Annotated in this window: 27 protein-coding genes and 1 tRNA gene; 13 read left to right on the plus strand and 15 right to left on the minus strand. The window is 72.2% G+C overall.

From position 1 onward, the window contains the following. Positions 1–67: 67 nt before the first annotated feature. Entirely contained in the window at positions 68–337 is a 270-nt protein-coding gene (locus HA073_RS15175; protein ID WP_187694394.1) for a type II toxin-antitoxin system prevent-host-death family antitoxin, read from the minus strand. A gap of 94 nt (positions 338–431) precedes the next feature. Here HA073_RS15175 and HA073_RS15180 point away from each other — a divergent pair, with 94 nt between their 5' ends. Continuing rightward, entirely contained in the window at positions 432–1,571 is a 1,140-nt protein-coding gene (locus tag HA073_RS15180) for a site-2 protease family protein (RefSeq protein ID WP_064448204.1), read from the plus strand. Position 1,572: 1 nt separating this feature from the next. Here the strand turns inward: HA073_RS15180 and HA073_RS15185 are convergent, their stop codons facing one another. Then, positions 1,573–2,799, minus strand: coding sequence for an FAD-binding protein (locus tag HA073_RS15185; protein WP_166456696.1), 1,227 nt, complete (start codon positions 2,797–2,799; stop codon positions 1,573–1,575). A gap of 67 nt (positions 2,800–2,866) precedes the next feature. Here HA073_RS15185 and HA073_RS15190 point away from each other — a divergent pair, with 67 nt between their 5' ends. Beyond that, positions 2,867–3,289 carry a hypothetical protein gene (locus HA073_RS15190; RefSeq protein WP_166456697.1) on the plus strand — a complete coding sequence of 141 codons (423 nt, stop codon included), beginning with the start codon at positions 2,867–2,869 and terminating at the stop codon, positions 3,287–3,289. Positions 3,290–3,592: 303 nt separating this feature from the next. Here the strand turns inward: HA073_RS15190 and HA073_RS15195 are convergent, their stop codons facing one another. Beyond that, positions 3,593–4,522 (minus strand): LLM class F420-dependent oxidoreductase, encoded by a 930-nt coding sequence (locus HA073_RS15195; protein ID WP_166456698.1) that lies wholly within the window; start codon positions 4,520–4,522, stop codon positions 3,593–3,595. A gap of 87 nt (positions 4,523–4,609) precedes the next feature. On the opposite strand from HA073_RS15195, the gene HA073_RS15200 reads away from it, so the two are divergent. Together HA073_RS15200 and HA073_RS15205 are read left to right on the plus strand one after the other, a co-directional pair. After that, positions 4,610–4,918, plus strand: coding sequence for a helix-turn-helix transcriptional regulator (locus HA073_RS15200; RefSeq protein WP_104115004.1), 309 nt, complete (start codon positions 4,610–4,612; stop codon positions 4,916–4,918). 3 nt (positions 4,919–4,921) lie between these two features. Continuing rightward, entirely contained in the window at positions 4,922–5,443 is a 522-nt protein-coding gene (locus tag HA073_RS15205; RefSeq protein WP_166456699.1) for an SRPBCC family protein, read from the plus strand. 9 nt (positions 5,444–5,452) lie between these two features. Here HA073_RS15205 and HA073_RS15210 read toward each other — a convergent pair whose 3' ends face one another. Further along, positions 5,453–5,836: a hypothetical protein gene (locus tag HA073_RS15210; RefSeq protein WP_043329122.1), complete on the minus strand. Its 384-nt coding sequence runs from the start codon at positions 5,834–5,836 to the stop codon at positions 5,453–5,455. A 126-nt stretch (positions 5,837–5,962) separates the two neighbouring features. On the opposite strand from HA073_RS15210, the gene HA073_RS15215 reads away from it, so the two are divergent. Further along, a complete protein-coding gene (locus HA073_RS15215) occupies positions 5,963–6,919 on the plus strand; it encodes a daunorubicin resistance protein DrrA family ABC transporter ATP-binding protein (protein WP_043331034.1) in 957 nt (318 codons plus the stop codon). Continuing rightward, positions 6,916–7,740 carry an ABC transporter permease gene (locus tag HA073_RS15220; RefSeq protein ID WP_064448199.1) on the plus strand — a complete coding sequence of 275 codons (825 nt, stop codon included), beginning with the start codon at positions 6,916–6,918 and terminating at the stop codon, positions 7,738–7,740. The genes HA073_RS15215 and HA073_RS15220 overlap by 4 nt, the downstream gene beginning before the upstream one ends. Positions 7,741–7,747: 7 nt before the next feature. Here HA073_RS15220 and HA073_RS15225 read toward each other — a convergent pair whose 3' ends face one another. Continuing rightward, complete coding sequence (locus tag HA073_RS15225; protein WP_166456700.1) at positions 7,748–10,888, minus strand: BTAD domain-containing putative transcriptional regulator; 3,141 nt, start codon at positions 10,886–10,888, stop codon at positions 7,748–7,750. Positions 10,889–10,935: 47 nt separating this feature from the next. Between HA073_RS15225 and HA073_RS15230 the strand changes: the two genes are divergently transcribed. Then, complete coding sequence (locus tag HA073_RS15230) at positions 10,936–11,628, plus strand: hypothetical protein (protein WP_373888015.1); 693 nt, start codon at positions 10,936–10,938, stop codon at positions 11,626–11,628. Positions 11,629–11,643: 15 nt separating this feature from the next. Here HA073_RS15230 and HA073_RS15235 read toward each other — a convergent pair whose 3' ends face one another. Next, positions 11,644–12,414, minus strand: coding sequence for a GNAT family N-acetyltransferase (locus tag HA073_RS15235; RefSeq protein WP_166456701.1), 771 nt, complete (start codon positions 12,412–12,414; stop codon positions 11,644–11,646). A 159-nt stretch (positions 12,415–12,573) separates the two neighbouring features. On the opposite strand from HA073_RS15235, the gene HA073_RS15240 reads away from it, so the two are divergent. Together HA073_RS15240 and HA073_RS15245 are read left to right on the plus strand one after the other, a co-directional pair. Continuing rightward, positions 12,574–13,041, plus strand: a complete 468-nt coding sequence (locus HA073_RS15240; RefSeq protein WP_069088888.1) for an SRPBCC family protein — start codon at positions 12,574–12,576, stop codon at positions 13,039–13,041. Positions 13,042–13,091: 50 nt separating this feature from the next. Beyond that, positions 13,092–14,279 carry an aromatic acid exporter family protein gene (locus tag HA073_RS15245; RefSeq protein ID WP_166456702.1) on the plus strand — a complete coding sequence of 396 codons (1,188 nt, stop codon included), beginning with the start codon at positions 13,092–13,094 and terminating at the stop codon, positions 14,277–14,279. 5 nt (positions 14,280–14,284) lie between these two features. Here HA073_RS15245 and HA073_RS15250 read toward each other — a convergent pair whose 3' ends face one another. Next, positions 14,285–14,869 carry a GNAT family N-acetyltransferase gene (locus HA073_RS15250; RefSeq protein ID WP_043329118.1) on the minus strand — a complete coding sequence of 195 codons (585 nt, stop codon included), beginning with the start codon at positions 14,867–14,869 and terminating at the stop codon, positions 14,285–14,287. A gap of 100 nt (positions 14,870–14,969) precedes the next feature. Between HA073_RS15250 and HA073_RS15255 the strand changes: the two genes are divergently transcribed. Then, positions 14,970–15,407, plus strand: coding sequence for a hypothetical protein (locus tag HA073_RS15255; protein ID WP_113972643.1), 438 nt, complete (start codon positions 14,970–14,972; stop codon positions 15,405–15,407). 178 nt (positions 15,408–15,585) lie between these two features. Then, positions 15,586–15,906, plus strand: coding sequence for an AAC(3) family N-acetyltransferase (locus tag HA073_RS15265; RefSeq protein ID WP_309228027.1), 321 nt, complete (start codon positions 15,586–15,588; stop codon positions 15,904–15,906). A gap of 51 nt (positions 15,907–15,957) precedes the next feature. On the opposite strand, the gene HA073_RS15270 is transcribed toward HA073_RS15265, so the two are convergent. The 4 genes from HA073_RS15270 to HA073_RS15285 form a co-directional block, all read right to left on the minus strand. After that, complete coding sequence (locus tag HA073_RS15270) at positions 15,958–16,992, minus strand: hypothetical protein (RefSeq protein WP_147265137.1); 1,035 nt, start codon at positions 16,990–16,992, stop codon at positions 15,958–15,960. Next, on the minus strand, positions 16,992–18,056 hold the full coding sequence (locus HA073_RS15275; RefSeq protein WP_166456703.1) for a serine protease: 1,065 nt from the start codon (positions 18,054–18,056) through the stop codon (positions 16,992–16,994). Before HA073_RS15275 ends, HA073_RS15270 begins: the two co-directional genes overlap by 1 nt. Beyond that, positions 18,053–18,394, minus strand: a complete 342-nt coding sequence (locus HA073_RS15280) for a CU044_2847 family protein (protein ID WP_069088884.1) — start codon at positions 18,392–18,394, stop codon at positions 18,053–18,055. The genes HA073_RS15275 and HA073_RS15280 overlap by 4 nt, the downstream gene beginning before the upstream one ends. A 1,081-nt stretch (positions 18,395–19,475) precedes the next feature. Beyond that, positions 19,476–20,396 carry an RNA polymerase subunit sigma-70 gene (locus HA073_RS15285; protein WP_166456704.1) on the minus strand — a complete coding sequence of 307 codons (921 nt, stop codon included), beginning with the start codon at positions 20,394–20,396 and terminating at the stop codon, positions 19,476–19,478. A 137-nt stretch (positions 20,397–20,533) separates the two neighbouring features. Between HA073_RS15285 and HA073_RS15290 the strand changes: the two genes are divergently transcribed. Next, entirely contained in the window at positions 20,534–21,241 is a 708-nt protein-coding gene (locus tag HA073_RS15290; protein WP_166456705.1) for a DUF899 family protein, read from the plus strand. 225 nt (positions 21,242–21,466) lie between these two features. Here the strand turns inward: HA073_RS15290 and HA073_RS15295 are convergent, their stop codons facing one another. Then, on the minus strand, positions 21,467–21,808 hold the full coding sequence (locus HA073_RS15295; RefSeq protein WP_309228030.1) for a hypothetical protein: 342 nt from the start codon (positions 21,806–21,808) through the stop codon (positions 21,467–21,469). 593 nt (positions 21,809–22,401) lie between these two features. On the opposite strand from HA073_RS15295, the gene HA073_RS15300 reads away from it, so the two are divergent. Continuing rightward, a complete protein-coding gene (locus tag HA073_RS15300) occupies positions 22,402–22,941 on the plus strand; it encodes an ATP-binding protein (RefSeq protein WP_069088881.1) in 540 nt (179 codons plus the stop codon). A gap of 302 nt (positions 22,942–23,243) precedes the next feature. On the opposite strand, the gene HA073_RS15305 is transcribed toward HA073_RS15300, so the two are convergent. The 3 genes from HA073_RS15305 to HA073_RS15315 form a co-directional block, all read right to left on the minus strand. Next, positions 23,244–23,320 (minus strand) — tRNA-Ile (locus HA073_RS15305). 125 nt (positions 23,321–23,445) lie between these two features. Further along, on the minus strand, positions 23,446–24,681 hold the full coding sequence (locus tag HA073_RS15310; RefSeq protein WP_166456706.1) for an FAD-dependent oxidoreductase: 1,236 nt from the start codon (positions 24,679–24,681) through the stop codon (positions 23,446–23,448). Next, complete coding sequence (locus HA073_RS15315) at positions 24,674–26,809, minus strand: MMPL family transporter (protein WP_064448175.1); 2,136 nt, start codon at positions 26,807–26,809, stop codon at positions 24,674–24,676. Before HA073_RS15315 ends, HA073_RS15310 begins: the two co-directional genes overlap by 8 nt. Positions 26,810–26,836: the final 27 nt, after the last annotated feature.

The raw sequence follows: 26,836 nt of genomic DNA on the forward strand, positions 1-26,836 counted from the left end.
CTCAACAGGTAGCCATGAGAGAGGCCGGCCCGGTCGACTTGGACGGCGAAGACCAGCTCGTGCGGAGTCACAGGCCGCGCTCGTCGCGCAGGTCGGCCAGCGGGACGGGGGTGTCGCCGGCGTCGATACGGGCCAGGGCATCGCGGGCCGCCGAGACATCTGCGGCATCCTCGGCTCGCTCGATCGCCTCGGCAAGCTCGGCGGGGACGATGGCCGCCAAGCGCTGCCCCCGGCGGGTCACGTAGGTGATCCGCCCGGCGTAGTGGGCACGCGACACGACATCCGCGAGGCTGTCTCGGGCATCGGAGATCGGCAGTTCGGCGGCGGGCTCGCTCATGTCCCGATCGTACGACTCGTACGACTCGTACAAGTGCAAAAGTGCCGCCTGCCGACCCTGGTGTGCGGGTGGGTGCGCCGGGTATGACGGAAACATGAGGGCGAGTTTCCGTCTGGGTCGGATCGCCGGCGTACCGGTCGGCGTCAACTGGAGTGTCCTGGTCATCTTCGTGCTGATCGCGTGGGCGCTGTCGGCGAGCCTGTTCCCCGCCTCGTACCCCGGTCACTCCCCCGTCGCCTACGTCGCGGCCGGCCTGGCCGCCGCCGTGGTCTTCTTCCTCGGCCTGCTCGCCCACGAGGTGGCGCACGCGGTGGTCGCCAAGCGCAACGGCATCGAGGTCGAGGGCATCACGCTCTGGCTGTTCGGCGGTGTCGCCGAGCTGAAGGGCGAGGCGAAGGACCCGGGCGCCGAGCTGCGGATCGCCGGGGTCGGGCCGCTGGTCAGCCTGATCATCGGCGTGTTCTTCGCGGCGATCGCGGTGGCGGTGGCCGCCGCGGGCGGGCACGGGCTGCTGCTCGGCGCGCTGGCCTGGCTGGCGGGCATCAACGTACTGCTGGCGATCTTCAACGTGCTGCCGGCCGCCCCGCTGGACGGCGGGCGGCTGCTGCGCGCGGCGGTGTGGAAGTTCACCGGCGACCGAACCAAGGCGTCGGTGGTGGCGGCCCGCGCGGGCTGGGTGCTCGGCGTCGTGCTGATCGGGCTGGGGCTGTGGCGGTTCTTCACCGGCGCCGGGTTCGGCGGGTTGTGGCTGGCGCTGATCGGCTGGTTCCTGCTCGGCGCCGCCGGCCAGGAGGAACGCGCCGCCCGGATGGGCGACGCGCTGCGCGGCATCCGGGTCGGCGACGTGATGACGCCGCAGCCGCAGACCGCGTCCGGCGACCTCACAGTGGCCGACTTCGTCGACCACTACCTTTTCGCGTACCGGCACTCCGCGCTCCCACTGACCGTCGACGGCAGGCCGGTCGGTCTGGTCACGCTCGATCGGGTACGCGGCATCGCGGCCGACCGCCGTGCGTCGACCACGCTGGCCGAGGTGTCCTGCCGGGCCGACGAGCTGGTGCTCGCCCGCCCGGACGAGCAGCTCACCGACCTGCTGCCCCGGCTCAACGAGTGCACCGACGGCCGCGCTCTCGTGGTGGTCGACAACCAGCTTGTCGGCATCGTCTCGCCCAGCGACATCAGCCGCGCGGTGCAGCGCGGCAGCCTGCGCCAGCAGATGCCGGCCGGGCGTTGAGTCAGTCCCGGGGGAAGTAGCGGTCCATCTCGGCGGTGCGGAACTTCCCCTTCGGGTCGAACTCGCGCAGCAGCGCGGCGAAGTCGGCGTGCCGGGGGTACGCGGCGGCGGGGTCGCGCTCGAACAGCTTGCCCCAGTGCGGGCGCGGCGCGAACGGGGCGAGCCGTTCCTCCACCTCGGCCAGCACCGGCGCGACAGCGACCGGATCGCCGATCCAGGTGAAGTGCAGCGCCAGCGAGTCGCGCCGGAAGTTCGGGCTCAGCCACAGCTCGTCGGCGGCGACCGTACGCAGCTCGCAGATCTGGAGCACGGCGGCGATGCGGTCGGCGACCGGGTCGAGCGCGGCGAGCGCCGCCGTCGCGTCGGCCCGGGCCACGTGCCACTCCGACTGCAGCTCGTCGCCGCTACTGGGGGTGAAGCCGAGCCGGAAGTGCGGCAGCCGCTCGTGCCACGGCCCCGGCTCGCCGAGCTGAGCGGTGCAGTGCTCCGGCGACATGCCGGGCACCGGGTGCCGGGGCGAGTCGGCGGCCACCGTGTCCAGCCAGTCGGCGGGCGGCGGGGCCTCGTCGGCGTACTGCTTCACCCACACCTGGTCGAAGCGCTCCGAGCGCCACGAGGTGAAGACGCTGACGCTGTACGCGGCGTCGAGCGCCTCGTCCAGCGCGGCGCGGGGCAGGCCCAGACGGACGTGCTGCCGGATCTCGTACGTGGGCACCACGTCGAGCGTGAGCCGGGTGACCACGCCCAGCGCGCCCAGGTTGACCACCATCCCGGCGAAGCGCGGATCGGCCCGGTCGACGGTGATCAGGTCGCCGTCGGCGGTGACGAGTTCCAGCGCGGCGACGGCGACGGCCAGGTTGCGGTTCCGCGCGCCGGAGCCGTGGGTGGCGGTGGCGACCGAGCCGGCCACCGAGATGTGCGGCAGCGACGCGAGGTTCGCCAACGCGTACCCCTGGGCCTGGAGCGCGGTGGCCAGGTCGCCGTAGCGGACGCCCGCCGCGACGGTGACGGCGCCGCGGTCGGGGTCGAGCGCGACGGCGGGCGGCAGGCCGTCCAGCGCGATCTGGGTGCCGGTGGTGTCGCCGAGCCGGTTGAACGAGTGGCCGGTGCCGACGGCCCGGACCAGGTCGGCCTCCGCGACCAGCCGCCGCAGTTCGTCGGTCGAGGTCGGCCGCGATCGGGTACGCGCCGACCAGCTGACGTTTCCGGCCCAGTTCGTGTCCGTCATGCGCGCCATCATCCGCCATCATGCGCCGACAGGGTTGCCCCGGCCACTCGGCGGGAATCCTGGCGGGATGAGCAGCTACCGCGACCCGAGCCTCCGCGGCGACGTGTACCCGTCGGAGGAGGAGATCGACCCGACCGGCGTGGACCCCGACGCTGCGGAGATGCCGCCCGCCGGTGTGGGACCCGCCGGTGTGGGACCCGCCGGTGTGGGGGTGACGCCCGCCGCGACCGCCCCGGTTCCGGGGCCCACGCCGGAGCCCGAGCCCGCGCCGGTGCCCCACCCGGGGCCGCCGCCGCGCCAGGGGGCGGGCCGGTCGATCGTGACCCGGCACCTGGACGGTTCCGTCGAGGTGGTCACGGATCTGGACGGCGACGGTGTGGCCGACGTGGTGCAGATCGACCTGGACGGCGACGGCGTACCCGACGTGACGTACCTGGACAGCGACCGCGACGGCCGCCTCGACACGGTCCGCCGCGCCACAACAAGCTGACCCGCCCGCCGCCCACGCGACTCGGCGACGATCTTGGAGTTCTGGCGTCCACACCGCCGTTGATCATGCGGTTGCCGCCCCGACAAGAGCCGTAAATCCGGCACCGGAAGGGCCGCAACCGCAAGATCGCGGGGTTTGTGGGGGGCGGCGCGGGAGTGCCTCCCGTAACGCGAGATTGTTGTTCCGCAAGGTGGGACCGCTGGAGATCTTGGTACGGAAGGGCCCCTATAGGGGCCGTTCCGTACCAAGATCTCGACGGGAGGCGGGAGGCGGGAGGCGGGACGGGCGGCGGACAGGGCCGGGTCAGATGTGGGGCATCACCTCGGCGGCTACCAGCTCCAGGTGGTCCAGGTCGGTCAGGTCCAGCACCTGGAGGTAGGCCCGGGAGCTGCCCGCCTCGGCGTACCGGCCGAGCGTCTCGACCACCTCGGCGGGCGTGCCGGCGGCGCCGTTGGCGCGCAACTCGTCCGGGTCGCGCCCGATCGCCTCGGCGCGCCGCTTCACCTCGGCCTCGTTGCGGCCGCAGCACAGCACGAGCGCGTTGGACCAGGCCATCGTGGACGGATCGCGGTCGATCTCGGCGCAGGCGTCGCGTACCCGCTGGAACTGCGTGACGGTGTCCTCGACCGAGACGAACGGCAGGTTGAACTCGTCGGCGTACCGAGCGGCCAGGCGGGGCGTGCGCTTCGGTCCCATGCCGCCGAGCAGGATCGGCGGGCGGGGGCGCTGCACCGGCTTGGGCAGCGCCGGCGAGTCGCTGACCGGGTAGTACGTGCCGGGGAAGTCGAACGTGGAGCCCGCCGGGGTGGACCAGAGCCCGGTGATCACCGCGAGCTGCTCCTCCAGCCGGTCGAACCGCTCCCCCAGCGGCGGGAACGGGATGCCGTACGCGGTGTGTTCCTCGGCGTACCAGCCGGTGCCGATGCCCAGCTCGACCCGGCCGCCGCTCATCTGGTCGACCTGCGCCACCGTGATCGCCAGCGGGCCGGGGAGCCGGAACGTGGCGGCGGTCATCAGCGTGCCGAGCCGGATCCGGGTGGTGTCGCGGGCCAGCCCGGCGAGCGTGGTCCAGGCGTCGGTCGGGCCGGGGTCACCGCTCACCGAGCCCATCTTCAGGTAGTGGTCGGAGCGGAAGAACGCGGCGAAGCCGGTCTCCTCCGCACGCCGGGCCACGGCGAGGAGCTGGTCGTACGTGGCGCCCTGCTGGGGTTCGGTGAAGATCCGCAGTTCCATGCCCCGAGCATATGGAGCCGGCCGGGGCGGGGCAGCGCGACCTGTCATTCCTTGCCAGGCATATAACCGATGAGGCATATTGAAGGCGTGACAGTCGACGCCTTCGCCGTGCTGGCCGAGCCCTCCCGGCGCCGCATCCTGGACCGGCTGCGCCGGACCGAGAGCAGCGTCGGCGAGCTGGTGGACGCGCTGGGCATGAGCCAGCCGGCCGTCTCCAAGCACCTGCGCGTGCTCCGCGACGCCGGACTGGTCACCTGCCGTACTGCCGCGCAGCGGCGGATCTACCGGGTCGACACCGCGCCGCTACGAGCAGTCGACGACTGGCTCGAGCCCTACCGGTCGATGTGGACCACGCATCTCGACGCCCTGGAACGCCATCTCGACAGTCAGGAGTGACAGATGGACCGCGACTCGTTCCGCCCCGGCCCACTCGCCCGGGTGAGGCTGACACCCGAAAACGAACTGGTCTTCGTCCGCGACCTGCGGCACCCGCCGGAAACCGTGTGGGCCGCGCTCACCGACCCGGATCGGCTCGCCGAGTGGGCGCCGTTCCTGGCCGACCGTGACCTGGGCCGCCCCGGCGACGCCGTACTCAGCGCCGTCGACGGCGACCAGAGCTACCCGGCGCCGGCCCGGGTGCTGCGCGCCGACCGGCCGCACCTGCTGGAGTACACCTGGGGCGACGACCTGCTGCGCTGGGAGCTGACCGCCAACGGCGACGGCACCACGCTCACGCTGCGGCACCGGGTCGGCGGTCCCGACCTCGCCCCGATGACTGCCGCCGGCTGGCACATCTGCCTCGACGTCGCCGCGCATCTGCTCGACGGCGACCCGGTCGGCCCGATCCGGGGCGCGGAGGCGAAGGACTTCGGCTGGGCGGACCTGCGCGACGCGTACGCCGAACGCCTGAACCGCGACTGACGACTGCGGTCACCCGGTCCGGCGGCGCAGCCACCCGGCGGCGCCGCCGACAAGCGTCGTTCCGATGGTGGTGCCGATCGCCACCAGCGCCGCCCCGACCGCCCACAGGCCGGTGTCGTCGGTCGAGGCGGCGTGCACCGCCCACGGAACGGTGAACGCCACTGTCATCACGGTCGCCACCAGCCAGATGTTCAGCCACCAGCCGGCGACGGCGGCCAGCGCGCCCAGGGTCAGCACCGCGGCGGCGACCTGCCAGACCGCGTACGGCCCGCTCATGTCGCCGGTCTGCGGGTCCACGGTCCAGCCGGACTCCCAGCTCAGCCAGGCCACCCAGGCGCCGGCCGTGGCCAGCGCCAGGAACAGACCGCCGAGCAGCGTACGTCTCGTCGTCACGCCTTCGATCCTGCCCGGCCGGCGGGGCTGGCGAATGAGCACGCGTACTCGATTTCGCCGCCGCGCACACGACGGTGTGCGCGGCGTGTGCGCCCGGTGCCAGCGGCCCTGGCCATCGTCGGCGTCATGAGTTACGCATTCGAAGCGGAGGGCCTGGTCAAGCGGTTCGGTACGACCACCGCGCTGGCCGGGATCGACCTCGCCGCACGCCGGGGGACCGTGCTGGGGGTGCTGGGACCCAACGGCGCCGGCAAGACCACTGCGGTACGGATCCTCGCCACGCTGTTGCGCCCGGACGGGGGGCGCGCGACTGTCGGCGGCTACGACGTGGTCACCGACGCCGCCCGGGTACGGCGGCTGATCGGGCTGACCGGCCAGTACGCCTCGGTGGACGAGGACCTGACCGGCACCCAGAACCTGGTGCTGATCGGCCGGCTGCTCGACCTGAGCCGCCACGAGGCGCGGGCGCGGGCGGCGGAGCTGCTCGCCTGGTTCGGCCTGACCGACGCGGCCGGACGCCCGGCCAAGACGTACTCCGGGGGTATGCGCCGCCGCCTGGACCTGGCCGCGAGCCTGGTCGGCCGGCCGGAGGTGATCTACCTGGACGAGCCGACGACCGGGCTGGACCCGGCGAAGCGGGAGGAGATGTGGGGCGTGGTCCGCTCGCTCGTCGACGACGGGTCGACGGTGCTGCTGACCACGCAGTACCTGGACGAGGCCGACGCGCTCGCCGACGAGATCTCGGTGATCGACCACGGCCGGGTGATCGCGCACGGTACGCCGGGCGAGCTGAAGCGGATCGCCGGCAGCCAGACGATCGTGGTCCGGCCGACCGATCCGGGCCGGATCGGCGCGGTCGCCGAGATCCTGCGCGCCGCCACCGGGACCGATCCCGAGCTGCCCCGGCCGGGCGTGCTGACCGTGCCGGTGGACGACGACACCCCGTTCACCGCTGTGGTCCGCCGGCTCGACGACGCCGGCATCGGAGTGGTCGAGCTGGCGTTGCGGCTGCCCAGCCTCGACGAGGTGTTCTTCACGTTGACCGGCCACGGCGCCGAGGAGCAGGCGGAGGTGGCGGCATGACCACGACGACCCGTACGGCGACGCCGCCGCCCCGGACCGGCACGCCCCGCGCCTCCGCCCGTCCGTTCGGGCTGGTCCGGCACAGTCTCGCGCTGGCCGGCCGCAGCCTGGTCAAGACGATCCGGACCCCGGAACAACTGCTCGACGTCACGCTCCAGCCGGTCGTCTTCGTGCTGATCTTCGTCTACCTGCTCGGCGGCGCGGTCGCCGGCTCGCAGCACGAGTACCTGCAGTTCCTCCTGCCCGCGATCATGGTGCAGACCGTGCTGTTCGCGTCCATCGCCACCGGCGTCAGCCTCAACACCGACGTCGAGAAGGGCGTCTTCGACAGGTTCCGCAGCCTGCCGATCGCCCGGTCCGCGCCGCTCGTCGGCTCGGTGGTCGGCGACCTGGTCCGGTTCGTGGTCTCCATCGCGGTGCTGCTGGGGTTCGGCTACGCACTCGGCTTCCGGATCGGCACCGATCCGCTGTCCGCGCTCGCCGCCTGCCTGCTGACCATCGCGTTCGCGTTCGCGGTCAGCTGGATCGGCGTGCTGCTCGGGGTGCTGATGCGCAGCCCGGGCGCGGTGCAGGGCACGGCGTTCCTGCTGCTGTTCCCGCTGACCTTCGGCACCAACATGATGGTGCCGACGGACACGCTGCCCGGCTGGTTGCAGTGGTGGGTCGGGGTCAACCCGGTGGCCGACGTGATGGAGGCGGCCCGGGGTCTGATGATCGGCGGCCCGGTGGCCGGGCCGGTGACCCGGTCGCTGCTCTGGACCGTGGCGATCATCGCGGTGTTCGCGCCGCTCGCCGTCCGCGCCTACCGCCGCCGCGCCTGAGGGCGCCTCATCCAGCCGGGTCGCCGCCCACGAACGCGAGGGCGTCGGCCCGGCTGCGGCCGTGACCCCGGGCGTACGCGGCGGCGTATCCGTCCTCGCCCAGCTCGGCGCGCAGCCGCTCGGCGAGCCGCTGCGCGTCGGGATTGGAGCGGTCCGGCCGCCCGCGCAGCGAGTCGGAGACGCCGAGCAGTTCGGCGGCCCGCTCGTACCGGCCCTCGGCCACCGCCAACGCCACCCAGCCGACAGTGACGATCGCGACCACCGGCATGTCCCGGGCGGCGAGGCTGCGCGTGGTCGCATCGTCGAGACAGCGACGCGCACCCGGAAGGTCACCGCGGGCCAGCGCCAGATGGCCCGTCTCGGTCAGCAGCAGGGCACGGAACTGCGGGGCGGCCAACGGCGTCTCGTCCTGGCGGCGCGTCGCCTCGGCGAGGCACTCCTGCGCCTCGTCCAGCGACCCCTCGGAGCGGGCGATGCTGCCGAGCATCATCAGCCCGAACGCGCCGTCCCGGCCGTCCCGGTCGGTCACGAACCGGCGCAGTTCGGCCTTGGCGCCGGCCACGTCGCCGGAGCGGGCCCGGATGGCGGCGAGCCAGATCAGCTGGAAGCCGGGCTCGGAGGCCGGGTTGAGTTCCCGGGCCAGCCGCACCGACTCCTCCAGCGCCGCGGTCGCCGCCTCGAAGTCGCCGCGTTTGGTGAGCGCGTCGGCGTACTCGCTGAGCACGTGCGACAGGCTCATCCGCTCGCCGACCGCGCGCAGCTCCGCGGCGGCGTCGGTCAGGTCACGCAGCATGCCCTCGGCGTCGCCGTCGTTCTCCTTGAACTTGCCGCGTACCCCCAGCAGCGTGCCGTCGGTCCACGGGTCGGGATGCCCGCGCGCACGGTCGATCGCCGCGATCCCGGCCGCCGTGTCGTCGTCGAAGATCGACAGCATCGGCGCGAGCAACCCCACGATCGGATGCTTGGTCCCCTCCACCGCCCGCAGGGTCGTGGTCAGCTCGGCGATCTGCTCCGGCGTCGGCCCCCGCTCGCCGCCTGCCAGCTCCGAACCGATGCGGATGGCGAGCACAACCGCCCGCTCCTCCGCCAGGGCCGGGCCGGGCAGCGCCAGCGCGCGGGCCAGCACGTCACCGCCGATGCCGCCGTCGCCCCAGATCACCAGCGGCAACGCAAGCCCCGCGCCGATGCGCAGCGCGGTGTCGGCGTCACCGGCGTCGCAGGCGTAGTGCAGCGCGCCGACTATGTTCTCCCGTTCCGCCTCCAGCAGCCGCAGCCACGGCAGTTGACCGGCCGTGCGCAGGTGCGGCTCCGCGGTCCGGACCAGCTCCCGGAAGTACGCCGCGTGCGCGGCGCGCGCCCCGGCCGACGCCCCGGCGGCGGCGAGCCGTTCCAGCCCGTACTCCCGGATGGTCTCCAGCATCCGGAACCGCCCGTCGCCGACCACCTGGAGCAGCGACTTGTCCACGAGCGCGTCGAGCAGCGCGGCGGCGGCCGGGCCGGCGACGCCGGCCGCCGAGTCGGCGGTGACCGACGCCGGGAAGACCGCGAGCCGTTCGGCGAGCTGCCGCTCGTCGTCGGTGAGCAGCCCCCAGCTCCAGTCCACCACCGCCCGCAGCGTGCGGTGCCGGGGCAGCGCGGTGCGGCTGCCGCCGGTCAGCAGCCGGAACCGGTCGTCCAGACCGGCCGCGACCTGCCGCGGCGACAGCGTCCGCAGGCGCGCCGCCGCGAGTTCGATGGCCAGCGGCAGGCCGTCAAGCCGCCGGCAGATCTCCACCACTGCCGCCACGTTCTCGCCGGTCACCGCGAACCCGGGCCGCACGGCGGCGGCCCGGTCGCGCAGCAACTGCACCGACGGGTACGCGAGCGCGTCGCCCGGCGTCGCGTCCGCCGGTGGCAGCCGCAACGGGGGTACGGGTTCCAGCACCTCGCCGACGATGCCAAGCGGCTCCCGGGAGGTGGCCAGCACGCGCAGCCCCGGACAGTGGCCGAGCAGGTCCTCGGCGAGCCGGGCGGCGGCCTCGACGACGTGTTCGCAGTTGTCCAGCACGATCAGCGTCTCGTCGGTGGCGATCGTGTCCACCAGGCGGCCGAGCGTGTCGCGGGCCGGGTGGCGTACCGGTTCCAGCTTCCGGTCCCGCCGCCCGAGCGTGTCGAGCACGGCCCGTGGCACGTCCGCCGGGTCCGTGATCGGCGCCAGCTCGACCAGCCACGCCCCGCCGGGTACGCCGTCGGCGAGCCGGCCCGCCGCCACGCTCGCCAGCCGCGTCTTGCCCGCTCCGCCCGGCCCGAGCAGGGTGACCAGCCGGTTGCCGGCGAGCAGCCCGGTGAGCCGGCGCAGGTCCTCGTCGCGCCCGACGAACGTGGTGAGCGCGGCCCGCAGGTTGCCCCGCGTCACGGCCGTCGGCTGCCGCGGGGCCGCCTCGCCGCGCAGCAGTTCCAGGTGCGCGGCCCGCAACTGCGGTGACGGGTCGACGCCCAGCTCGTCGGCGAGCCGCTGCCGGATCCGCTCGTACGCGGCGAGCGCCTCGGCGGGCCGCCCGGCGGCGGCGAGCGTACGCAGGTGCAGTTCGGCCAGCCGCTCCCGCAGCGGATGCGCGGCGGTCAGCTCCTCCAGCTCGGCGACCAGCAGTTCCGGCCGCCCGGCGCGCAGCTCCGCCTCGATCCGGTCCTCCTGCGCGGTGAGCCGCAGTTCCGCCAGCCGCGCCACCGCTGCCGCCGCGTACGGCGCGTCGGTGACCTCGGCCAGCGCCGGCCCGCGCCACAGCGCGAGCGCGTCGCGCAACGTAGTCCGCGCCGTCGTCGCGTCCCCGTCGCGCAGCGCCGCCCGCCCCTGCCGGGCCAGTCGCTCGAACCGCCCCGCGTCCACGTCGTCCGGGTCCAGGTCGAGCCGGTAGCCCGCCGGGCTGCTGCGTACCCCGAGCCCGGGCACCGCCCGGCGCAGCCGCGACACGAGCGTCTGCACCGCGTTGGCGGTGTCGGTGGGCGGCTCATCGCCCCAGAGCGCCTCGGCCAGCGCCGGTACGCTCACCGGCCGGCCCGGGTCCAGCGCGAGGCGGATCAGCAGCGCCCGCAGCCGCGCCCCGGCGACGTCGAGCGGCCGGTCGCCGTCGCGGACCTCAAGCGGCCCGAGGATCCCCACCCGCACCATGTCACTCTCTCACCCGCCGGCGAACCGATGGTGGCAAGATCGCGGGCGTGACGAGTGTGTCCCGCCCGCTGCCACGGCTCGTGGGGCCGGAGGCGTTCGCGGACGTCCCCGCCGACCGGCTCCTGGCGGTGCTGGAGGCGGTCACGATGGTCCTCACGCTCCCCCACCGCGCCGCCGAGCGGGTGGACGCGCTGGTGGTGGCCACCGGCCAGGGCGAGGACTGGCGTCTCACCGACGCGATCCGCGCCTGGGAGACCGGCCCGGCGCTGCGGCACCTGCTGGTGGCGAACACCGACTCGGCCGAGCGGACGTACCGCCCGCTCACACTGGACCGGCTGCGCGGACTCGGTCTGCGCCGGGTCGACGGGGTCGTGCTCCAGGCCGAGCCGGTCACCGGCACCGGCCGGCAGGCCACCTGGGTCGTGGAGCAGGTACGGGCGCTGGGCATCGGCAGCGTCGCGCTCGTCGTCTCGCCGTACCACCTGGTCCGGGTCTATCTCACAGTGCTGCGGGCCTGCGACGACGCCGGCCTGCGGATCCCGATGGTGCCGCTACCAGTGGCTGTCGCACCGGACGCCCCGGTGCCGGAGACCGGCGCGGCCGGGTACGACCTGGTGGCCGGCGAGGTCAGCCGGCTGCTCCGCTATCCCGGCCAGGGGTGGATCGCCACCCCGGAACGGCTACGCGACTACCTGCGCTGGCTCTGGTCCGAGCACCACCCTCTGCTCACCGGCGCCTGAAGGTTCCCCGGCGGGCTACGCGTCGGGGATCCGGACGGTGAGCACCCGGGTGAGGACGCGGAAACCGGCCGCGTCGTACATCCTGCGGGCCGGGTTGCCGTCGACCACCGACAGGCCGACGGACGGCAGCCCCGCCTCCCGCGCGCCGCGCAGCGCGTGGACGAGCAGCGCCCGCCCGAACCCGCGCCGCTGCGCCCGGGGCGCGACACCGAGGTTGAGGATCCAGACGCAGTCGTCGTCGGTCCACGGCACCGGCCCGGCGCACAGCACGTGCCCGGCGCTGCGGCCGTCCGGGTCGATCAGCCGGGCCGAGGCGGGCACCAGGGGCGGCACCGGCTCACCGGTGTCGAACATCGCCCGCACCTGTTCGGTGTCGCTGGGCTGCCAGCGGCCGTCCGGGTGGTCCGGGCCGTACGCCGCGTCCAGCCCTGCGGCGAGGTCGTCGTCCCAGCCGGGGGCGCCGAGCGACCAGCCGTCCGGCAGCGCCACCGGCTCGGGCACGTCGGTCAGGTCGTGCCGCATGTCAGTGGCGGCCCGGCTCAGCTTCAGCCCGTCGGCCACCAGCGCCGCCGCCAGCGCCTCGTCCGGCGTCTCCAGCCGATGCCCGGCGAGGTCACGCCGCACCTGCGCGACGAGCCGGGTGAACGGCGCCCCGGCCAGCGGCCTCACGCCGGCCGCGACCCGCGTGCCGTCGTCGTCCCGCAGCCGCATCCGGGCCAGCGGCACGTCGTCGGCATCGAACAGCAGCGAGTCGTCAGGGGCGTCGGGGTGCGGTCGTACCGGCATTCGCGGCAGCGTACCCGGCGCGCCCCGCCCCCGCTTCCCCGCCGATCTTGGAGTTGTGGCGCCTGAATCGCCCTACTCGGTGGCATTCGTCAACCGCCACAACTCCAAGATCGACTAGTGCGCCCGCGGGCGGCCAGGGCGCGGGCCTAGGGTTGGGGGGTGAGCAGGGTCGATCGGGGTAGCAGGACGATCGGGGCCGCGCCGGCAGCGGTGTACGGGGCGCTCGTGGACCGGGCGGCCCTGGAGGCGTGGTTGCCGCCGGACGGGATGCGCGGGCGGATCGAGCGGTGGGATCCTCGGCCCGGGGGCGGGTTCCGGATGGTGCTCACCTATCTCGATCCGGCGGGCAGCCCGGGCAAGACGTCGGACGCCACCGACGTGGTCGACGTCGGGTTCGCCGAACTCGTACCGGCGCGCCGGGTCGTGCAGACCGCCGTGTTCCAGGCCGACGACCCCGCGTACGCGGGCACCATGACCATGACCTGGCACCTCGCGGCGGCCGGCGACGGCACCGAGGTGACGGTCACGGCCACCGGCGTACCACCGGGCATCGACCAGGCGGCGCACCAGGAGGGCATCGCGTCCTCGCTGGCGCACCTGGCCGCGTACCTCGAACCGGGCGGCTGACCTCGGCGGACGCCGGGATTGGCGGCGGTTTTTGCGGGTAGCCGCCCGCGGTGACCGGGCAGCGGGAGAGGCGTGGCGGCCGGCGGGGGTCGTCGCGGCGCGCCGGCCTGGACGCGGAACGGTTCGACGAGGCGTGGGAGCGCGTGAACGAGCGCGGCCGGGCCGCCGGGCGGGACCGGATGCAGCAGCTGCGGGTCAAGTCCGTACTCGCCGTGCAGGCCGGTCTGGCGGCGGCGCTGGCCTGGGCCGTCGCGCGCTGGGTCACCAGCATGCCGAGCCCGATCTTCGCCCCGGCGGCCGCGGTCGCGGTGATCACCTCGTCGTTCGGACGGCGCCTCTCCAACACCGTCGAGCTGCTCGCCGGGGTGACGCTCGGCATCATCGTGTCGGACCTGCTGATCGGCGCCGTCGGCGCCGGGGTGTGGCAGACCGGCGTGATCGTCGCGGCGTCCGTCCTGGTCGCGCTGGCATTGAGTACGCGGGGCGGGATCGTGGGCAACGCCAGCGGTACGGCGGTGCTGCTCGGCGCGCTCTCCTCGTCCCGGCACACGCTGGAGTTCCCCCGCTTCGTGGACGCGCTGATCGGCGGCGGCGTGGGCCTGGTGGTGACACTGCTGCTGGTGCCGATCAACCCGCTGCGGATCATGCGGCGGGTGGCCGCGCCGACGTTGCGGCAGCTCGCCGACCAGCTCGCGGCGACCGCCACCGCGCTGCGGCGGCGCGACCACGAGCTGGCCGACCGGGCGCTGAGCCGGTCGCAGGCGATCGGCACGGACCTGGGCCGATTCTGGGACGTCTTCGGCGGCGCGAAGGAAACCGTCGACCTCGCCCCGGCCCGGTGGCCGAGGCGGCGATCCGTTCAGCATTACCAGCTCGGCGCGCCGGACGTGGACCAGGCGGTCTGGAACACCCGGGTGCTGGCGCGGCGGGCCGTGGTGCTGATCGAGGACGGGGAGCCGATCCCGGAGAGCCTGCCGGACGCCGTGGAGGCGCTCGGCGCGGCGGTGCACGCCGTACAGGAGGAGGTTCTCGCGGACCAGGGTCCGGAGGACGCCCGCCGGCACGCGCTGAGCGCGGTGGCGGCCGCGACGCGCGCGGAGCTGGCCGGGACCGGGCTGTCCGGCACAGTGATCGTGGGGCAGGTCCGGACCGCCGCGAGCGACATCCTCCAGGCGACCGGGATGGACCGGGCGGAGGCGCTGCGGCGCATCCGGGAGGTGGCCGCCGCGCAGTCGTGACCCGGTCAGTCGTCCCCGCGGACGCGGGCGTGCAGATGCATGTCGTGCCGTCCGTCGTCGTGCACGGCCGCGCTGCGCTTGGTGCCCTCCAGCCGGAACCCGGCCTTGACCGCCACCCGGCACGACGCGACGTTGCCGGTCGAGTGGTCCAGCCAGAGCCGGTGCAGCCGGCCGTCCGCGAGCGCCCACGCGCTCAGCGCCCGCAGCGCGCCGGAGGCCACGCCGGTGCCGCGGGCGGCCGGAACCACCCAGTACGCGCACGCGGCCTCGCCGTCGTCGAGGTTGACGCCGCCCAACGTCATGCGCCCCACCACCTCGTCGCCCCGGGTCACCGCCCAGCTCGCGCCCGTCTCCTCCTGCCACGATCGACGGGAGTGGGCGAACCACTGGAGGACCTGCTCCGGCGACGCGGGCCGGCGGGTGTGCCAGCGGCGGATCTCCGGATCCTGGTACGCGGCCAGGACGGTCGGCGCGTCCCCGTCCGCCCAGGGGCGCAGGACCAGGCCGCCCTCGGCGGGCAACGTCGGTTGCGGGCCGGCGGCCAACGTACCGGCGGGAACGGCGGGCGGTGTGGACACCTGAAAACGCATGCCCGACTCTCCCCCGCCGACCACCCCACATGTCAATCGGGTTCAGATCGGCACGTGTGAGGGTCCACGCGTCACGTGGCCGCTCGGCTAGGGTGCGCTGGTGGCAGTGACGGCAGCGGGCGTCTTCCGGCGTACGCCGCGGGAACGGGCCGACCAACGACTCGCCTGGGAGCGCGCCGACCAGGCGTTCTTCGCGGCCGGGGCCTGCCACATCCTGGCCTGGGTGTGCCGGGACACCTACCCGGACCGGCCGATCGGTCTCGCGGGGTTGCGGTTCGCGGGCGAGCGCCAGGTCTTCCACGTGTACGCGACCTGGGCGGACTGGGCGTTCGACCACGCCGGATGGAACCGGGAGGCGGACCTGCTCGCCGCCAACCGGGAGTTCGAACGGCGTCCACTGGACCGGATCGGGATCACGGGCGACCTCGCCACGTTCTGCCGGGCCCAGCATCACCGCATGCCGCACCAGTACTTCGGTGACCCGCTCCCCCGCGCCCGCGACTACGTGAACCGGCATCCCCCGCCGGTGAGCAGGTAGGCGACCCGAATCAGCGCCGGCGCACGGCTCGCCACGAACTCGGCCAGCACCGCCCGCTCGTCCTCGTCCACCGCACCACCCTCGTCTCCTCGTTCACCAGTGACAGACGCGCGGGGACGCCGCCGCTATCCCGGAATCGGCGAGAATCCTGCTCAGAGCTCCGCCTACACTGCGCCGCGTGGACCAGGCCGCACCGGTGCTGCTGCTCGGCTGCGAACACAGCTCCAACACCTCGCTGCACCTGGCGGAATGGCGGCAGGCGTCGCCGCCGCGGGCGGTGACGGGCTCGGCGGTACGGCTGCCGGACGGAACGAGCCGGTGGACCACGTGGACCGACGTCGTCACCGACGAGGACGACTTCAACCGGCTGGGCGCCGACTTCGAGGCCACCGGCGGCGCGACGACCGGCCGGGTCGGCAGCGCGACGGCCAGGCTGATGCGCCAACGCGCCCTGGTCGACTTCGCGACCGCGTGGATGGCCACCAACCGCACGGGCTGATCGCCGTCCCCGTCCGCCGCCCGGACTCACACGACGGACGGGGCGCTCGACTCACGCGGGGCGTTGTTCGTTCTCCTCGCCAGGAGGACGCTGGCGGATCGGCTCGGTCGTGTGACCTTCGGACGGCGGCGGCATCAACAGAGCGGTCGGGTCCGCACCCGACGGCACAGCGGGTCCACTCAACGCCGCGGGCGCGTCGGGATACGCGGAGCCGCTGTGTTCCCGCAAGTGCTCGCGGAGTTGGGAGATCATCCTGTCCACGGAGGACGGCTCCGTCACACCCTGGATACCCATCGCCTCGTTGGGCGCGATCCCCAGCCAGAGGTCGACAGCCACCCGGCCGGAGACGAGCAGTTTGATGATCTGGCGCTGCGTGTAGTGCCCGAACTGTGCACCCATGTTCGGCCCGTTGCCGATGGCTCCCGAGAAGACCCCGCCGCTGTTGCCGTCGGAGCCGGGTTTCCACTGCTCGTTGAAGACGCTCACCCGGTCCGCGGACGTCTCCATCCCGTCCACGTTGCCGAGCGCGTACTCCTTTGTGGAGTCGCGGATCGTGAACCCGGTGGCGATGTCGAGCACGCACTCGTACACCGGCAGGCGCCAGTTCGACATGTAGACGATCATGATCTTGTACGCGGAGTAGCGGAGTTTGCCGTCCCGTCCCCTGTTCCAGTGGAACGGGAGAACCGAGAACAGCTCGGGGATTCCGTAGAAGACGAGATAGGGCTGCCTGCCCTGGGAAAGCTCGGTGGGGTGGATGTTCAGCCGCCGGTAGCCCATCTGCGCGATGGCTTCCTCGGCCCCGTACAGCCAGGCGTCCATCTCCTGATCGGTCGCCCGGGGATAGGCGCGCCGGCGCGCCTCCGCATAGTTCAGGAGCCCGATGAGCCCCAGGACGACGAGCACCGCGCCGCCGACCCCACAGAGGAATCCGAGACAGATCGCCGCGTCACCGACGGCGAACATCACCAGGGCCATCAGCAGGAGTCCGCCACCGAATGCCAGCTTGACGTACTGGGCTACCGGCGTGGACGGTTCGGGCGCGAAATACTTGCCGGCTCGCTCTGCGCGTTGTTCAGGATGCATCAGATCCCCTGGTTTCGGCTGAGCCCCTGCCAGGTCGGGCACTCGACAGCAGGAACGTGGTTGATGATCTCGCGGGCGCGATCACTGCCGACGCCCGACAGCGCCGCCTGAAGGCCGCGCAGCCTGGAGCGGTCGGTCGGAATGCCACGGATTTCGTAGTAGTCCTCGATGATCAGCGCCCAGAGGGCTCGCAAATGGTTGCTCGTATAGCCGGGCTCGATCTGAATGCCGATCTGCAGCAGATTCTCCATCGCCCGGATCACCTCGTACCGGTACCCGCCGGGGCGTCGGCCGCCGAGAGCGGCCAGCACCCGGTAGTAGTAGACATCGACTTCGCGTGGATACATGTTCACGAGCGTGTTGAAGCGCTCCAGGGCCCGCGCGTACGCCCCATTGTTGAGAGCAGCGACCGCCTCGACGAATTCCGGGTCGACGCGGATCTGCTCCGGGAGCAGGTCCGCCAACGGCGGCCAGGCCTCAGCCAGCGTGGCGAGCGGGATGATCCACGAGATCCGCAGCCTCTTGTCCATGTCGGCGGTCGAAACCATGCCGACGACGCGGCCCGACGTGACGTCGACAACGGGGCCGCCGCTGTATCCGCGCTGGATCTGGCCGTCGAATCCGGGCAGACCGTTCACCTGGATGAGCTTCCCGGTCTCATCAGGCCCGATGACCTGGACCCGGGTCCGCTGACCGCGGTCGTCCGCCGCCGAATACTGTTCCGGAAAGCCGAGCGCGTCGAGCGGCGTCTCCGGCCGCGGCGGCGCACTGGGCCCGAGCGGCGCCGTAGGCCAGCTCTCCGGCACGTCGACGACTGCCACGTCGGTCCCGTCGTACCGGCCCGGACTCCAGCCCGGCACCGCGTAGCGGGTGGAACAGACCTGGCCCGAGCCCCAGCCCCCCGGCGCCTCCGCCCAGCACCGGACCCGGCCCTCGACCACGTGAGCGCACGTGAGGGCCACGCCCGGCGCCACGACGAATGCGGTTCCCAGCACCTGCGACGGAGCACCATCATTCGTCGTGGCTCGGATCCGCAGCCGCCAGGGTTCAGAGGAGGTGATCATTTCGGTGCGGAGTCTTCCCGTCGCCAGACCAGTTCGACACCGAGGTTTCCTTCGTACGCGGTCTTCGCGATGACGGCGTTCATCTCAGCCGTCATCTTCACCGCGAAGGTGAGCTTGACCTCGCTCGGCCCCAGGTCCTCGCGGAACACACGCATGGCCTCCAGAGCCGCCGCGCGTACGCTCCGAAGGGACTCCTCGAAGGATCTCGGTTCGGTACGACCGCTGCGGCCCACCGGTCCGATGCCGGCGCTCTCGCCACGAATATCCAGGTCCTGGCCATCGACCTCGATGAGGACCGGATCCGCTCCATGCACCGCGAATTGCCTGGTAACTGGCACAGCACTCCTTCGGACGGAAGGAAAAGAGGTCAGCGGGACAATGCAGACGACGCGACAATGCGTCGAGGATCGACCGGCAGCACACCCGCAACTTGCGAGGATCGTTCAACCGGCTTGAAATCGATCCTGGCGTTCGCGCGCTGATGCCAGGATCAGACATTCGGCCGGTTCGGATGTCAGCAACACGACTTCTGGTCGAATATCGCGCTCCACTGAGGACTTGGTCCGATGATCAAATCTGCGCCGGCGCGAGACTGGTAACCGAATGGGCGGAGTGGTGGCGTAGGACGTCGTTGACCTGGCGGGGCGGAGTTCGCATCCGCGACCGTGGGATTACGAGATCAAGATTGGCGGCATCGCACGCATCCCGTTTTCCGGTACGGTGACGCTTCACGAGTCGCGCCCTTACCGTCGAAGGCCTCGCCGTTCAGGAGGTGATGCGCGTGAGAAGGACCAGCCGCATGGTGTGGTGGCCGCTCAGCATCTTCCTGATGGCGGCACCGGCAGCCTGTACGTCCTCAAGCGGTACCGGCCAGGGTGGGGCCAGACCACCCACGCCAACTGCGTCTCTGGGCACCGACCCCAGCGCGACCCCGTCAGCTGACGTGGGCGCCGGGCAGGAGTCGTGCACCAAATCGGTCGATACGATCACGGAACCGCCGGCGGGTTATCGGCTCGTGGGAGAGGACGTCGCGGTACCTGCCCGGCCGGTGCTTCAAGTAGCGGAATCGGGGCAACCGGACCCGGCAGCCCGGCTGTTCGCCAAATGGGGCCTGGTCATACGCGGCGGCGCAGTGGTCGATCTTCGGGTGGCATCCGGCTGGGAGGACAAGGCGCGTCTCGGATGGGGCTCGTCAGTGGTGCCGGCCGTGAGCGCCCACGTGCGCGCCTGCGCACCTGTCGATGACCGACCTCAGTGGCTGGCCTTCGTCGGCGGCACCTGGGTTGCGCGGCCGGCCTGCCTACCGCTCACCATCACGTCGCGGGGGCAGACGGCGCATGTACAACTAGGTGTCGGTGTCCCCTGCGACGGAACCAAACCGCCGAGTTCGTAGGAATCCTGAGCTTGAGGCTTACTTGTCTAGGGCTCGAGCGTGGTGGGCATGCCGAAGGCGGCGACGTGACGGGCACCGATGAAGGCGTTGCTCTCTACGATCTTCCCGTTCTCGATCCGGAGTACGTCGACGACCAACGCCTCGTAGTGCCGGCTGCCGGGCCGGCGGAGATAGTTGATCAGTGCCGGGCGCCCGTTGGCCGAGGTGGGGAACGTACGCCAGTCGAGCGGTCGGCCGAGGAACTCCGCGGCCGCGTCGATCCCGACGACCGGCGGCTCGGGCGGCATCGTGATCCGTACGTCCTCGGCGAGCAGTTCCCGTATCGTCTCCGGGTCCTTCGCGTCGGCGTAGCGGCGCAGGATCTCTTCGTCCTCACTGGTGAGCTGCGGGCGGCGCCAGTCCTTCGGGTCCGACGGAGCGCGTCCCCGAAGGGTGTGGCGGGCCCGCTGGAGGAGGCTGTTGACGGCCGCTACGGCGGTGTCGAGCGCGGCGGCGATCTCCTGTGGCGTCCAGCCGTGGACGTCGCGCAGCACGAAGGCCGCCCGCTGCCGCGGCGGCAGGTACATGAGCGCTGCGATCACGGCCAGCTCGACGGTCTCCCGAGCGGCGAGACCGGCCTGCGCATCGTCGGCAAGCAGGGCGTCGGGATAGGGACCGAGCTCGGTGGACCACTCCAGCGGATCACCGTACGGCACCGCCCGTCGACCGGCCGCCTTGCGGCTGTCGAGGAAGACGTTCGTGGCGATCCGGTACAACCAGGTGCGCGCCGACGCCCGACCCTCGAAGCGGTGGCGAGCCCGCCAGGCACGCAGGAAGGTCTCCTGCACCAGGTCGTCCGCGTCGGTGACGTTCCCGACGAGGCGGTAGCAGTGGACGTGTAGCTCACGCCGGTGCTCGTCGAAGGCGCGCTGCAGCCAGACCGCCTGCTCGTCAGGCGAGTCGGACATGTGATTTCCCCGGGGCTGAGTGGTGCTCACAACCGTACTGACGACCGTGGCCCCCATCCGTCATCGGTCACCGATGACAATCGCCGGCTCGGTCGTCTGTACCTGTGACCGATCCCCACTCCACAAAGGAGACAGTCATGACGGCAACCCCCGCGTCCAGCGCCGCCGCGCCCCCGGTCGTCGACCGGGAGACCTGGCTGCGCAAGCGCGACGAACTGCTGGTACGGGAGAAGGCCCACACCCGCGAAGGAGACGCGATCGCAGCCGCTCGTCGTCAGCTACCGATGACCTTGATGCCGACGGTGACGGTGCGGGGCCCGGGCGGGGACACCCCACTGGTGGAGGTGTTCGAGGGCCGCCGGATGCTCATCGCGTACTTCCACATGTGGCACGACGGCAAACCGTACGAGCACCAGTGTGAGGGGTGTACCTTCTCGACCTGTCACATGCAGACGCTGGACTACCTGCACGCTCGGGACGTCACCTACGCCGTGTTCTGCGAGGGTCCCTACGACGAAAGCGCCCCGTTCGCGGAGTTCATGGGCTACCGGTTCCCCTGGTATTCGGCGAAGGACTCCGACCCGGCTCTGGCCGACGGTCGTCACTTCGGGTTCATCGCGTGCTACCTGCGCGACGGCGACAAGGTCTACGAGACCTACTGGACCACCGGGCGGGGCGTGGAGGCGTTGATGACCACCTACCACGCCCTGGACCTCACGGTGTACGGCCGGCAGGAGAACTGGGAGAACTCGCCTGAAGGCTGGCCGCGGGTCGCCGGGCACCCGTGGCGTCTCGACGGCCGCCCCACCGCGCAATGGTCACGCCCCGGCGTTGCACCGCGATGACGTCCTGATCGTAGTTGAGCTGGGAAAACGGCTGGTGGGGCGGGCGGGTTTCGACCCCGCCACCGAGGAATCATGAGATCAAGATGGGCGACCCAGCGACCTGCCTGAATGGGCTCTCACCAGCGGAAACACCTCTCGATATCTCTCACCACTCCCCCAGAGGCGGTCGGCCTCTTGCGGACTGGGTGCGAACTGCCCGCAAGCCTCTCGTCCCGCAAGAGGCGGCTACCCATCGAGCGCCTTCTGCCACGCCGACAGCTCCTGTCGAAGCCGTCCCACCTCATCAGGTGGGGCGTCCGGGAATCTGGGCACTGCTTCAGCGATTCCCTCCACCGCCTCCTCACCGATCACCTGACTGATGGCATCCCATAGGACCCTTCGCGCCCGAGACGCTTGAGGGCCGATCAGCCACTCGTCGATGAAGCGGTCGACGGTCCCGGCGTCTGCATGGCCGCCTGCCATCCTTGAACCGATCCGGTCAATCGAGCGGGTGAGGCACTCAAGGAAGCGAGCTACCTCGATCGCCCGGTCAAGTGGGACGGTCACCGTTGATTCGTCGCGGTTCACATCCAAGGCTGCCCCTCTGGATCAAGATGCCGTCGCAGACCGTCCAGATCCTCGACGGATAGCCGCCAGTCTGCCCCCGTCCCCCGGATAGGTGCCAAAAACTGCGGTGCCCGGTTGGGGTCAAGGATGGCTGTAGGCCATCGGCATACCGACGCGCAGCGCCCTTGACGCCGGGCGGGTGGCGTAGAGGATCGGGCACCCGGGGACGGTTCACGCCCTGGCCCTCATCGTCGTCAAACCGCATTCGGCGACCTACGAGAGGCCGGGGGCAAGCAGTTCCGCTGCGCGGCAGCCGATCGCCCCAACCTCAACTGGGAGCGACGCCTACGCCGATCGTCCCGCCTCACAGCCCTTCAAGCCCTTGGTAGGCCCCGTCAGCGTGGCCGGCCGGCCCGGCCGATGCCGGCGCTTGCGCCGCCAGCAGGCCGCCTTGATCCTAAAGAGGCCAATTCGGCAGTTCGCGGTGTAGAACTCTTGTCTTCCGTCGGCTGATGCGCGACACCCGTCCGCCAACTGATCGGCGACACCTACGCGCTGGTCGCGGCATGAGCGAGCGTCAGCGATGATGGCGCGACCGTTCAGATGGGGAAACGATGACGACACGACCGACTCTGTTCCTGACGGTAGGACTGCCAGGCACCGGGAAGACCACAGAAGCGCGGCGCATAGAAGTCGAGGAGCAGGCTCTTCGCCTCACGAAGGACGAGTGGGTAAAGGCCCTGTACGGCCTCGCGAACCCGCCGTCGGCCTCGGACGTGATCGAAGGACGGCTCATCGAGATTGGGCTGCGCGCCCTCAATCTCGGCATCAACGTCGTCATCGACTTCGGCCTCTGGGGTCGAGATGAGCGCTCCGCGCTACGGCAGGCAGCTGCCGACCTCGGCGCGGCGGTGGAGATGCGCTACTTCGAACTCCCACCGGCCGAGCAACGGAGACGACTCGACCAACGCCAAGCCGAAGAGCCGCACACGACGTGGCACATGTCCGACGAGGAACTCGACAGGTGGGCTGCCCTCATCAGCATCCCGACCGAAGGGGAACTCGACGGCAGTGAACCCGTCGACTGCCCGCCGGCAGAATTCGCGACGTGGGAGGACTGGCGCAGGCATCGCTGGCCTCCGTCGGTCCCCTGACACCAAGGATTCCGAACCAACCACCCATCGGCAGACCGCACGTCCCGACGCCCACTGATGTGCCCCGGTGACGAGCTGGTGTTCACATCCCCAACGGGCGAGGTGTTGCGTAACAACAACTTCCGTCGCCGGGTCTTCGACCGGGCTTCGGCGTCGATCGAGCTTGCGAACCGGACGCCGCACGAGCTGCGGCACAACGGCGGCCAGTGTCGCGGTGGCGGAGGGGCCAATGTGAAGGCGGCCATGACCTCGACGCAGTGCACCCGAGCCGTCGGCACCATGGCTGAGCTGGAGAAACGGCTTGGTGGGGCGGGCGGGGTTCGAACCCGCGACCGAGGGATTATGAGTCCCCTGCTCTAACCGGCTGAGCTACCGCCCCGTCACCGCGCCGGATCGTAACCCGCCGATCGTTTCGCGGACCACCACCGGCCGGGCGGAAAGACTACCGCGACAGCACGATGGGCTACGCGAGGATAACAACGCGCAACCCACCGGCCAACGGCTCTACGCGCGCCGCAGATCGGCGAGGACGGCGCCGACCGTGCGCCAGCCGCTGGCGAGCGCGCCCTGGATGGACGGGCTGTCCCGGTGGTCCCCGGCCACGTACAGGCCGTCGCCGAGCGCGACCGGCTTGCGCAGGCGGCCCTGCGGCGGCGGGGCGGCGGGCAGCGCGTCCGGCACGGTGACGGTGGTGAGGTGGGTCCAGTCGGCGGTGGAGCGGCCGTAGAGGCGGTCCAGCTCGCGGCGGATCACCGGTTCGGGTGGGGTCTGCGGGCCGACCACCGAGGTGGCGACCAGGTGCTGGCCATCCGGGGCGTACGTGGGCGCGGCCCGGCTCACCACCACCGTGTTGGCGATCGTTTCCCGCCGGTCGCCGTCGAGCAGCAGGATCGGCTCGTCCAGTGGCGCCGTCTCGGTGCGGTGGTAATAGGTGGTGTAGGCGTGCATGCGTACCCTCGGCAGCCCGGGCAGCAGCGTGGCCGCCGCCGGCGGGTCGGCCGCGACCACGACGGCGCGGCAGGTGATCTCGCCGGACGGGGTGCGGACGCGGCCGGGCGCGACCTCGGTGACCGGGGTGTTCAGGTCGATCAGCTCGGCGGGCAGCGGCGCGGCGAGCGCCCGGGGCAGCGCCGCCATGCCGTCCGCGGGCAGGCCGATGCGGCCCCGGGCGAAGGAGCGCATGATGACCGCGAGGACGTGGCTGGAGGTGGCCAGCTCGCGGTCGAGCAGCACGCCGGACAGGAACGGCCGGAGCAGTTCCTCGATGATCGCGTCGGAGAGCCCGGCCCGGCGCAGCGCCTTCTCGGCGCTGGTCTCGGGTGTGTTGAGCAGCCGCCCGACCGGCAGCGTCGCGTAGCCGGCGGCGAGCGCGCCGAAGCGCAGCCGGTCGGTCAGTGTCCCGATGCCGGCGGTGAGCGTGGCGGGCGCGCCGGCGGGCTCGCGCAGCGGGTTGACGAGTCGTTCCAGCCGGTCGCCGCGGCGCACCAGCACGCCGGGCGTGAACCAGCCCATCTCGAGGGCGCCGACGTCGACCAGGCCGGCCAGCCGTGGGTACGCGGTGTTCAGCACCTGGAAGCCGCGGTCCAGCAGGAACCCGTCGACGCGGTCGGTGGCGACCCGCCCGCCGAGCCGGTCGCTCGCCTCCAGCAGCCGCCAGGGCACGCCGGCCCGGTGCAGCCGCCGGGCGGCGGCGAGACCGGCCAGGCCGCCGCCGACGACCACCACGTCGGTGTCAGGCACGGTCCACCCCCGCGCCGGCCCGGTCGCCCTCGCGGTGCGACCGCGACAACCGGCCCGGCCACCAGACCTTCGGCCCGATGTCGTACGCGAGCGCGGGCACCAGCAGCGAGCGGACCACTATGGTGTCGAGCAGGACGCCGACGGCGACGGCCACGCCCAGCTCGACGAGCACAACGAGCGGCAGTACGGCGAGCGCGGAGAACGTGGCGGCGAGCACGATGCCGGCGGAGGTGATCACGCCGCCGGTGACGGCCAGGCCGACGAGCACACCGGCGCGGGTGCCGCGGCGTACCGATTCCTCCCGGACCCGGCTCATCAGGAAGATGTTGTAGTCGATGCCGAGCGCGACCAGGAAGACGAACGCGAACAGCGGGAACGACTGGTCGACGCCGGGGAAGTCGAACACGTACTTGAACAGCAGCGCGCAGAGGCCGAGCGTGGCCAGGAACGACAGCACCACCGTGGCGATCAGCAGCACCGGGGCGACCAGGGCGCGCAGCAGCACGGCCAGGATGACCGCGATGACCAGCAGCACCACCGGGATGATCACGTTGCGGTCGCGGACGGAGGCGTCGGCGGTGTCCACGTTGATCGCGGTGAAGCCGCCGACCACGGCGTCCGCGCCGGGCACCCGGTGCACCGCCTCGCGCAGGTCGCGGATGGTCCGCTCGGCGCCGTTGCTGTCCGGCGCGTCGGCGAGCGTGACGTTGAGCTGCACCCGCCCGTCGACCACCTTGGGGGGCGCGTTCGGGTCGGGCGGCGCGTTCTCGCCGCGCTGGCCGAGCGGCAGCACCGAGGCCACTCCCGGTACGCCCTGCGCCACCTGGGCGACCTGCCGCGCGGTGTCCTGGGTGGTGAAGATGGTGGCGGGGCTGCCGGTGCCGGCCGGGAAGTGCCTGTCGATGACCTCCTGCCCGGCCACCGAGTCGGTGCGCTGGGTGAACAGCTGGGACTGGCCGAGCGTGGTGGCGCCGAGCTGGGTCACCCCGATCGCGAGCACGGCGAGCGCCACGGCGGTGACGACCCAGACGGTACGGGAGCGGCGCGCCACGAAGCCGGCGATCCGCGCCCAGATGCCGTGCTCGGCGCGCGGGTCGGCCTCGTCGTGCCGGGGCCGCCGGGGCCAGAACGCCCACCTGCCGCCGAGGACCAGCAGCGCGGGCAGGAACGTGAGCATCACCAGCAGCGTGGCGGCGATGCCGACGGCGCTCACCGGGCCGAGCGCCCGGTTGGAGTTGAGACTGGACAGCAGCAGGCAGAGCAGGCTGACGATGACTGTGGCGCCGGAGGCGACGATGGCCGGCGCGGCGCCCTTCCAGGCGGTCTTCATCGCGTCCCAGGGCCGCTCGTGCCGGTGCAGTTCCTCCCGGTAGCGGGCGATGAGCAGCAGCGCGTAGTCGGTGCCGGCGCCGAACACGAGCACGGTGAGGATGCCCTGTGCCTGCCCGTTGAGCTTGACGATGTCGTGGTCGGCGAGCAGGTAGACGAAGACGGCCGCCAGCGAGTACGACATCCCGGCGGCCAGCAGCGGGAAGATCCACAGCACCGGGCTGCGGTAGACGACGAGGAGGATGACCAGGACCACGGTGAGGGTGACGAGCAGCAGCGGTCCATCGATCGCGCCGAACACCTCGATCAGGTCGCCGAGCAGCCCGGCGGGTCCGGCGACGTCGACGGTGAGCCCGTCGCGGTCCGGGCCGGCGATGTCGCGCAGGCGTTCCACCACCGCGCGGATCTGTTCGCCCTCGCCGCTGTCGATCGGCACGATCACCTGGGCGGCCTGCCGGTCCTGGCTGACGACCGGTGGCGGCAGCGGGCCGACCACGCCCGGTACGTCGGCGAAGCGGGCCGCGTCGGCCTGGATCCGTTGCTGGTCGGCCGGGGTGAGGCCACCGGCGCGTTCGTAGACCACGAGCGCCGGCGTGGTCTCCCGGTCGACGAATCCGGCGGCCAGGTCCTGCGCGCGGGTGGCCTCGGCGTCGGCCGGCAGGAAGGAGGCGTTGTCGTTGGTGGAGACCTCGCCGAGCTTGCCCGAGTACGGCCCGGCGACGCCGCCGATGATCAGCCAGCCGAGCACCACGGCTACCGCGATCAGCGTCGCGGTCCAGCGGCTGCGTCCTGCGGCCATCTCCACCGTCCTCGAATCGACGCAACA

The sequence above is a fragment of the Micromonospora sp. CMU55-4 genome (genome assembly GCF_011602315.1).
In the GTDB taxonomy this organism is placed as follows: Bacteria; Actinomycetota; Actinomycetes; order Mycobacteriales; family Micromonosporaceae; genus Micromonospora; species Micromonospora chalcea.

Excerpts from the sequence above, each read along its gene's own strand:
- HA073_RS15175 (WP_187694394.1), bottom strand. The coding sequence starts at position 337 with ATGAGCGAGCCCGCCGCCGAACTGCCGATCTCCGATGCCCGAGACAGC.
- HA073_RS15180 (WP_064448204.1), top strand. The coding sequence starts at position 432 with ATGAGGGCGAGTTTCCGTCTGGGTCGGATCGCCGGCGTACCGGTCGGC.
- HA073_RS15185 (WP_166456696.1), bottom strand. The coding sequence starts at position 2,799 with ATGACGGACACGAACTGGGCCGGAAACGTCAGCTGGTCGGCGCGTACC.
- HA073_RS15190 (WP_166456697.1), top strand. The coding sequence starts at position 2,867 with ATGAGCAGCTACCGCGACCCGAGCCTCCGCGGCGACGTGTACCCGTCG.
- HA073_RS15195 (WP_166456698.1), bottom strand. The coding sequence starts at position 4,522 with ATGGAACTGCGGATCTTCACCGAACCCCAGCAGGGCGCCACGTACGAC.
- HA073_RS15205 (WP_166456699.1), top strand. The coding sequence starts at position 4,922 with ATGGACCGCGACTCGTTCCGCCCCGGCCCACTCGCCCGGGTGAGGCTG.
- HA073_RS15215 (WP_043331034.1), top strand. The coding sequence starts at position 5,963 with ATGAGTTACGCATTCGAAGCGGAGGGCCTGGTCAAGCGGTTCGGTACG.
- HA073_RS15220 (WP_064448199.1), top strand. The coding sequence starts at position 6,916 with ATGACCACGACGACCCGTACGGCGACGCCGCCGCCCCGGACCGGCACG.
- HA073_RS15225 (WP_166456700.1), bottom strand. The coding sequence starts at position 10,888 with ATGGTGCGGGTGGGGATCCTCGGGCCGCTTGAGGTCCGCGACGGCGAC.
- HA073_RS15235 (WP_166456701.1), bottom strand. The coding sequence starts at position 12,414 with ATGCCGGTACGACCGCACCCCGACGCCCCTGACGACTCGCTGCTGTTC.
- HA073_RS15250 (WP_043329118.1), bottom strand. The coding sequence starts at position 14,869 with ATGCGTTTTCAGGTGTCCACACCGCCCGCCGTTCCCGCCGGTACGTTG.
- HA073_RS15270 (WP_147265137.1), bottom strand. The coding sequence starts at position 16,992 with ATGCATCCTGAACAACGCGCAGAGCGAGCCGGCAAGTATTTCGCGCCC.
- HA073_RS15275 (WP_166456703.1), bottom strand. The coding sequence starts at position 18,056 with ATGATCACCTCCTCTGAACCCTGGCGGCTGCGGATCCGAGCCACGACG.
- HA073_RS15285 (WP_166456704.1), bottom strand. The coding sequence starts at position 20,396 with ATGTCCGACTCGCCTGACGAGCAGGCGGTCTGGCTGCAGCGCGCCTTC.
- HA073_RS15290 (WP_166456705.1), top strand. The coding sequence starts at position 20,534 with ATGACGGCAACCCCCGCGTCCAGCGCCGCCGCGCCCCCGGTCGTCGAC.
- HA073_RS15300 (WP_069088881.1), top strand. The coding sequence starts at position 22,402 with ATGACGACACGACCGACTCTGTTCCTGACGGTAGGACTGCCAGGCACC.
- HA073_RS15315 (WP_064448175.1), bottom strand. The coding sequence starts at position 26,809 with ATGGCCGCAGGACGCAGCCGCTGGACCGCGACGCTGATCGCGGTAGCC.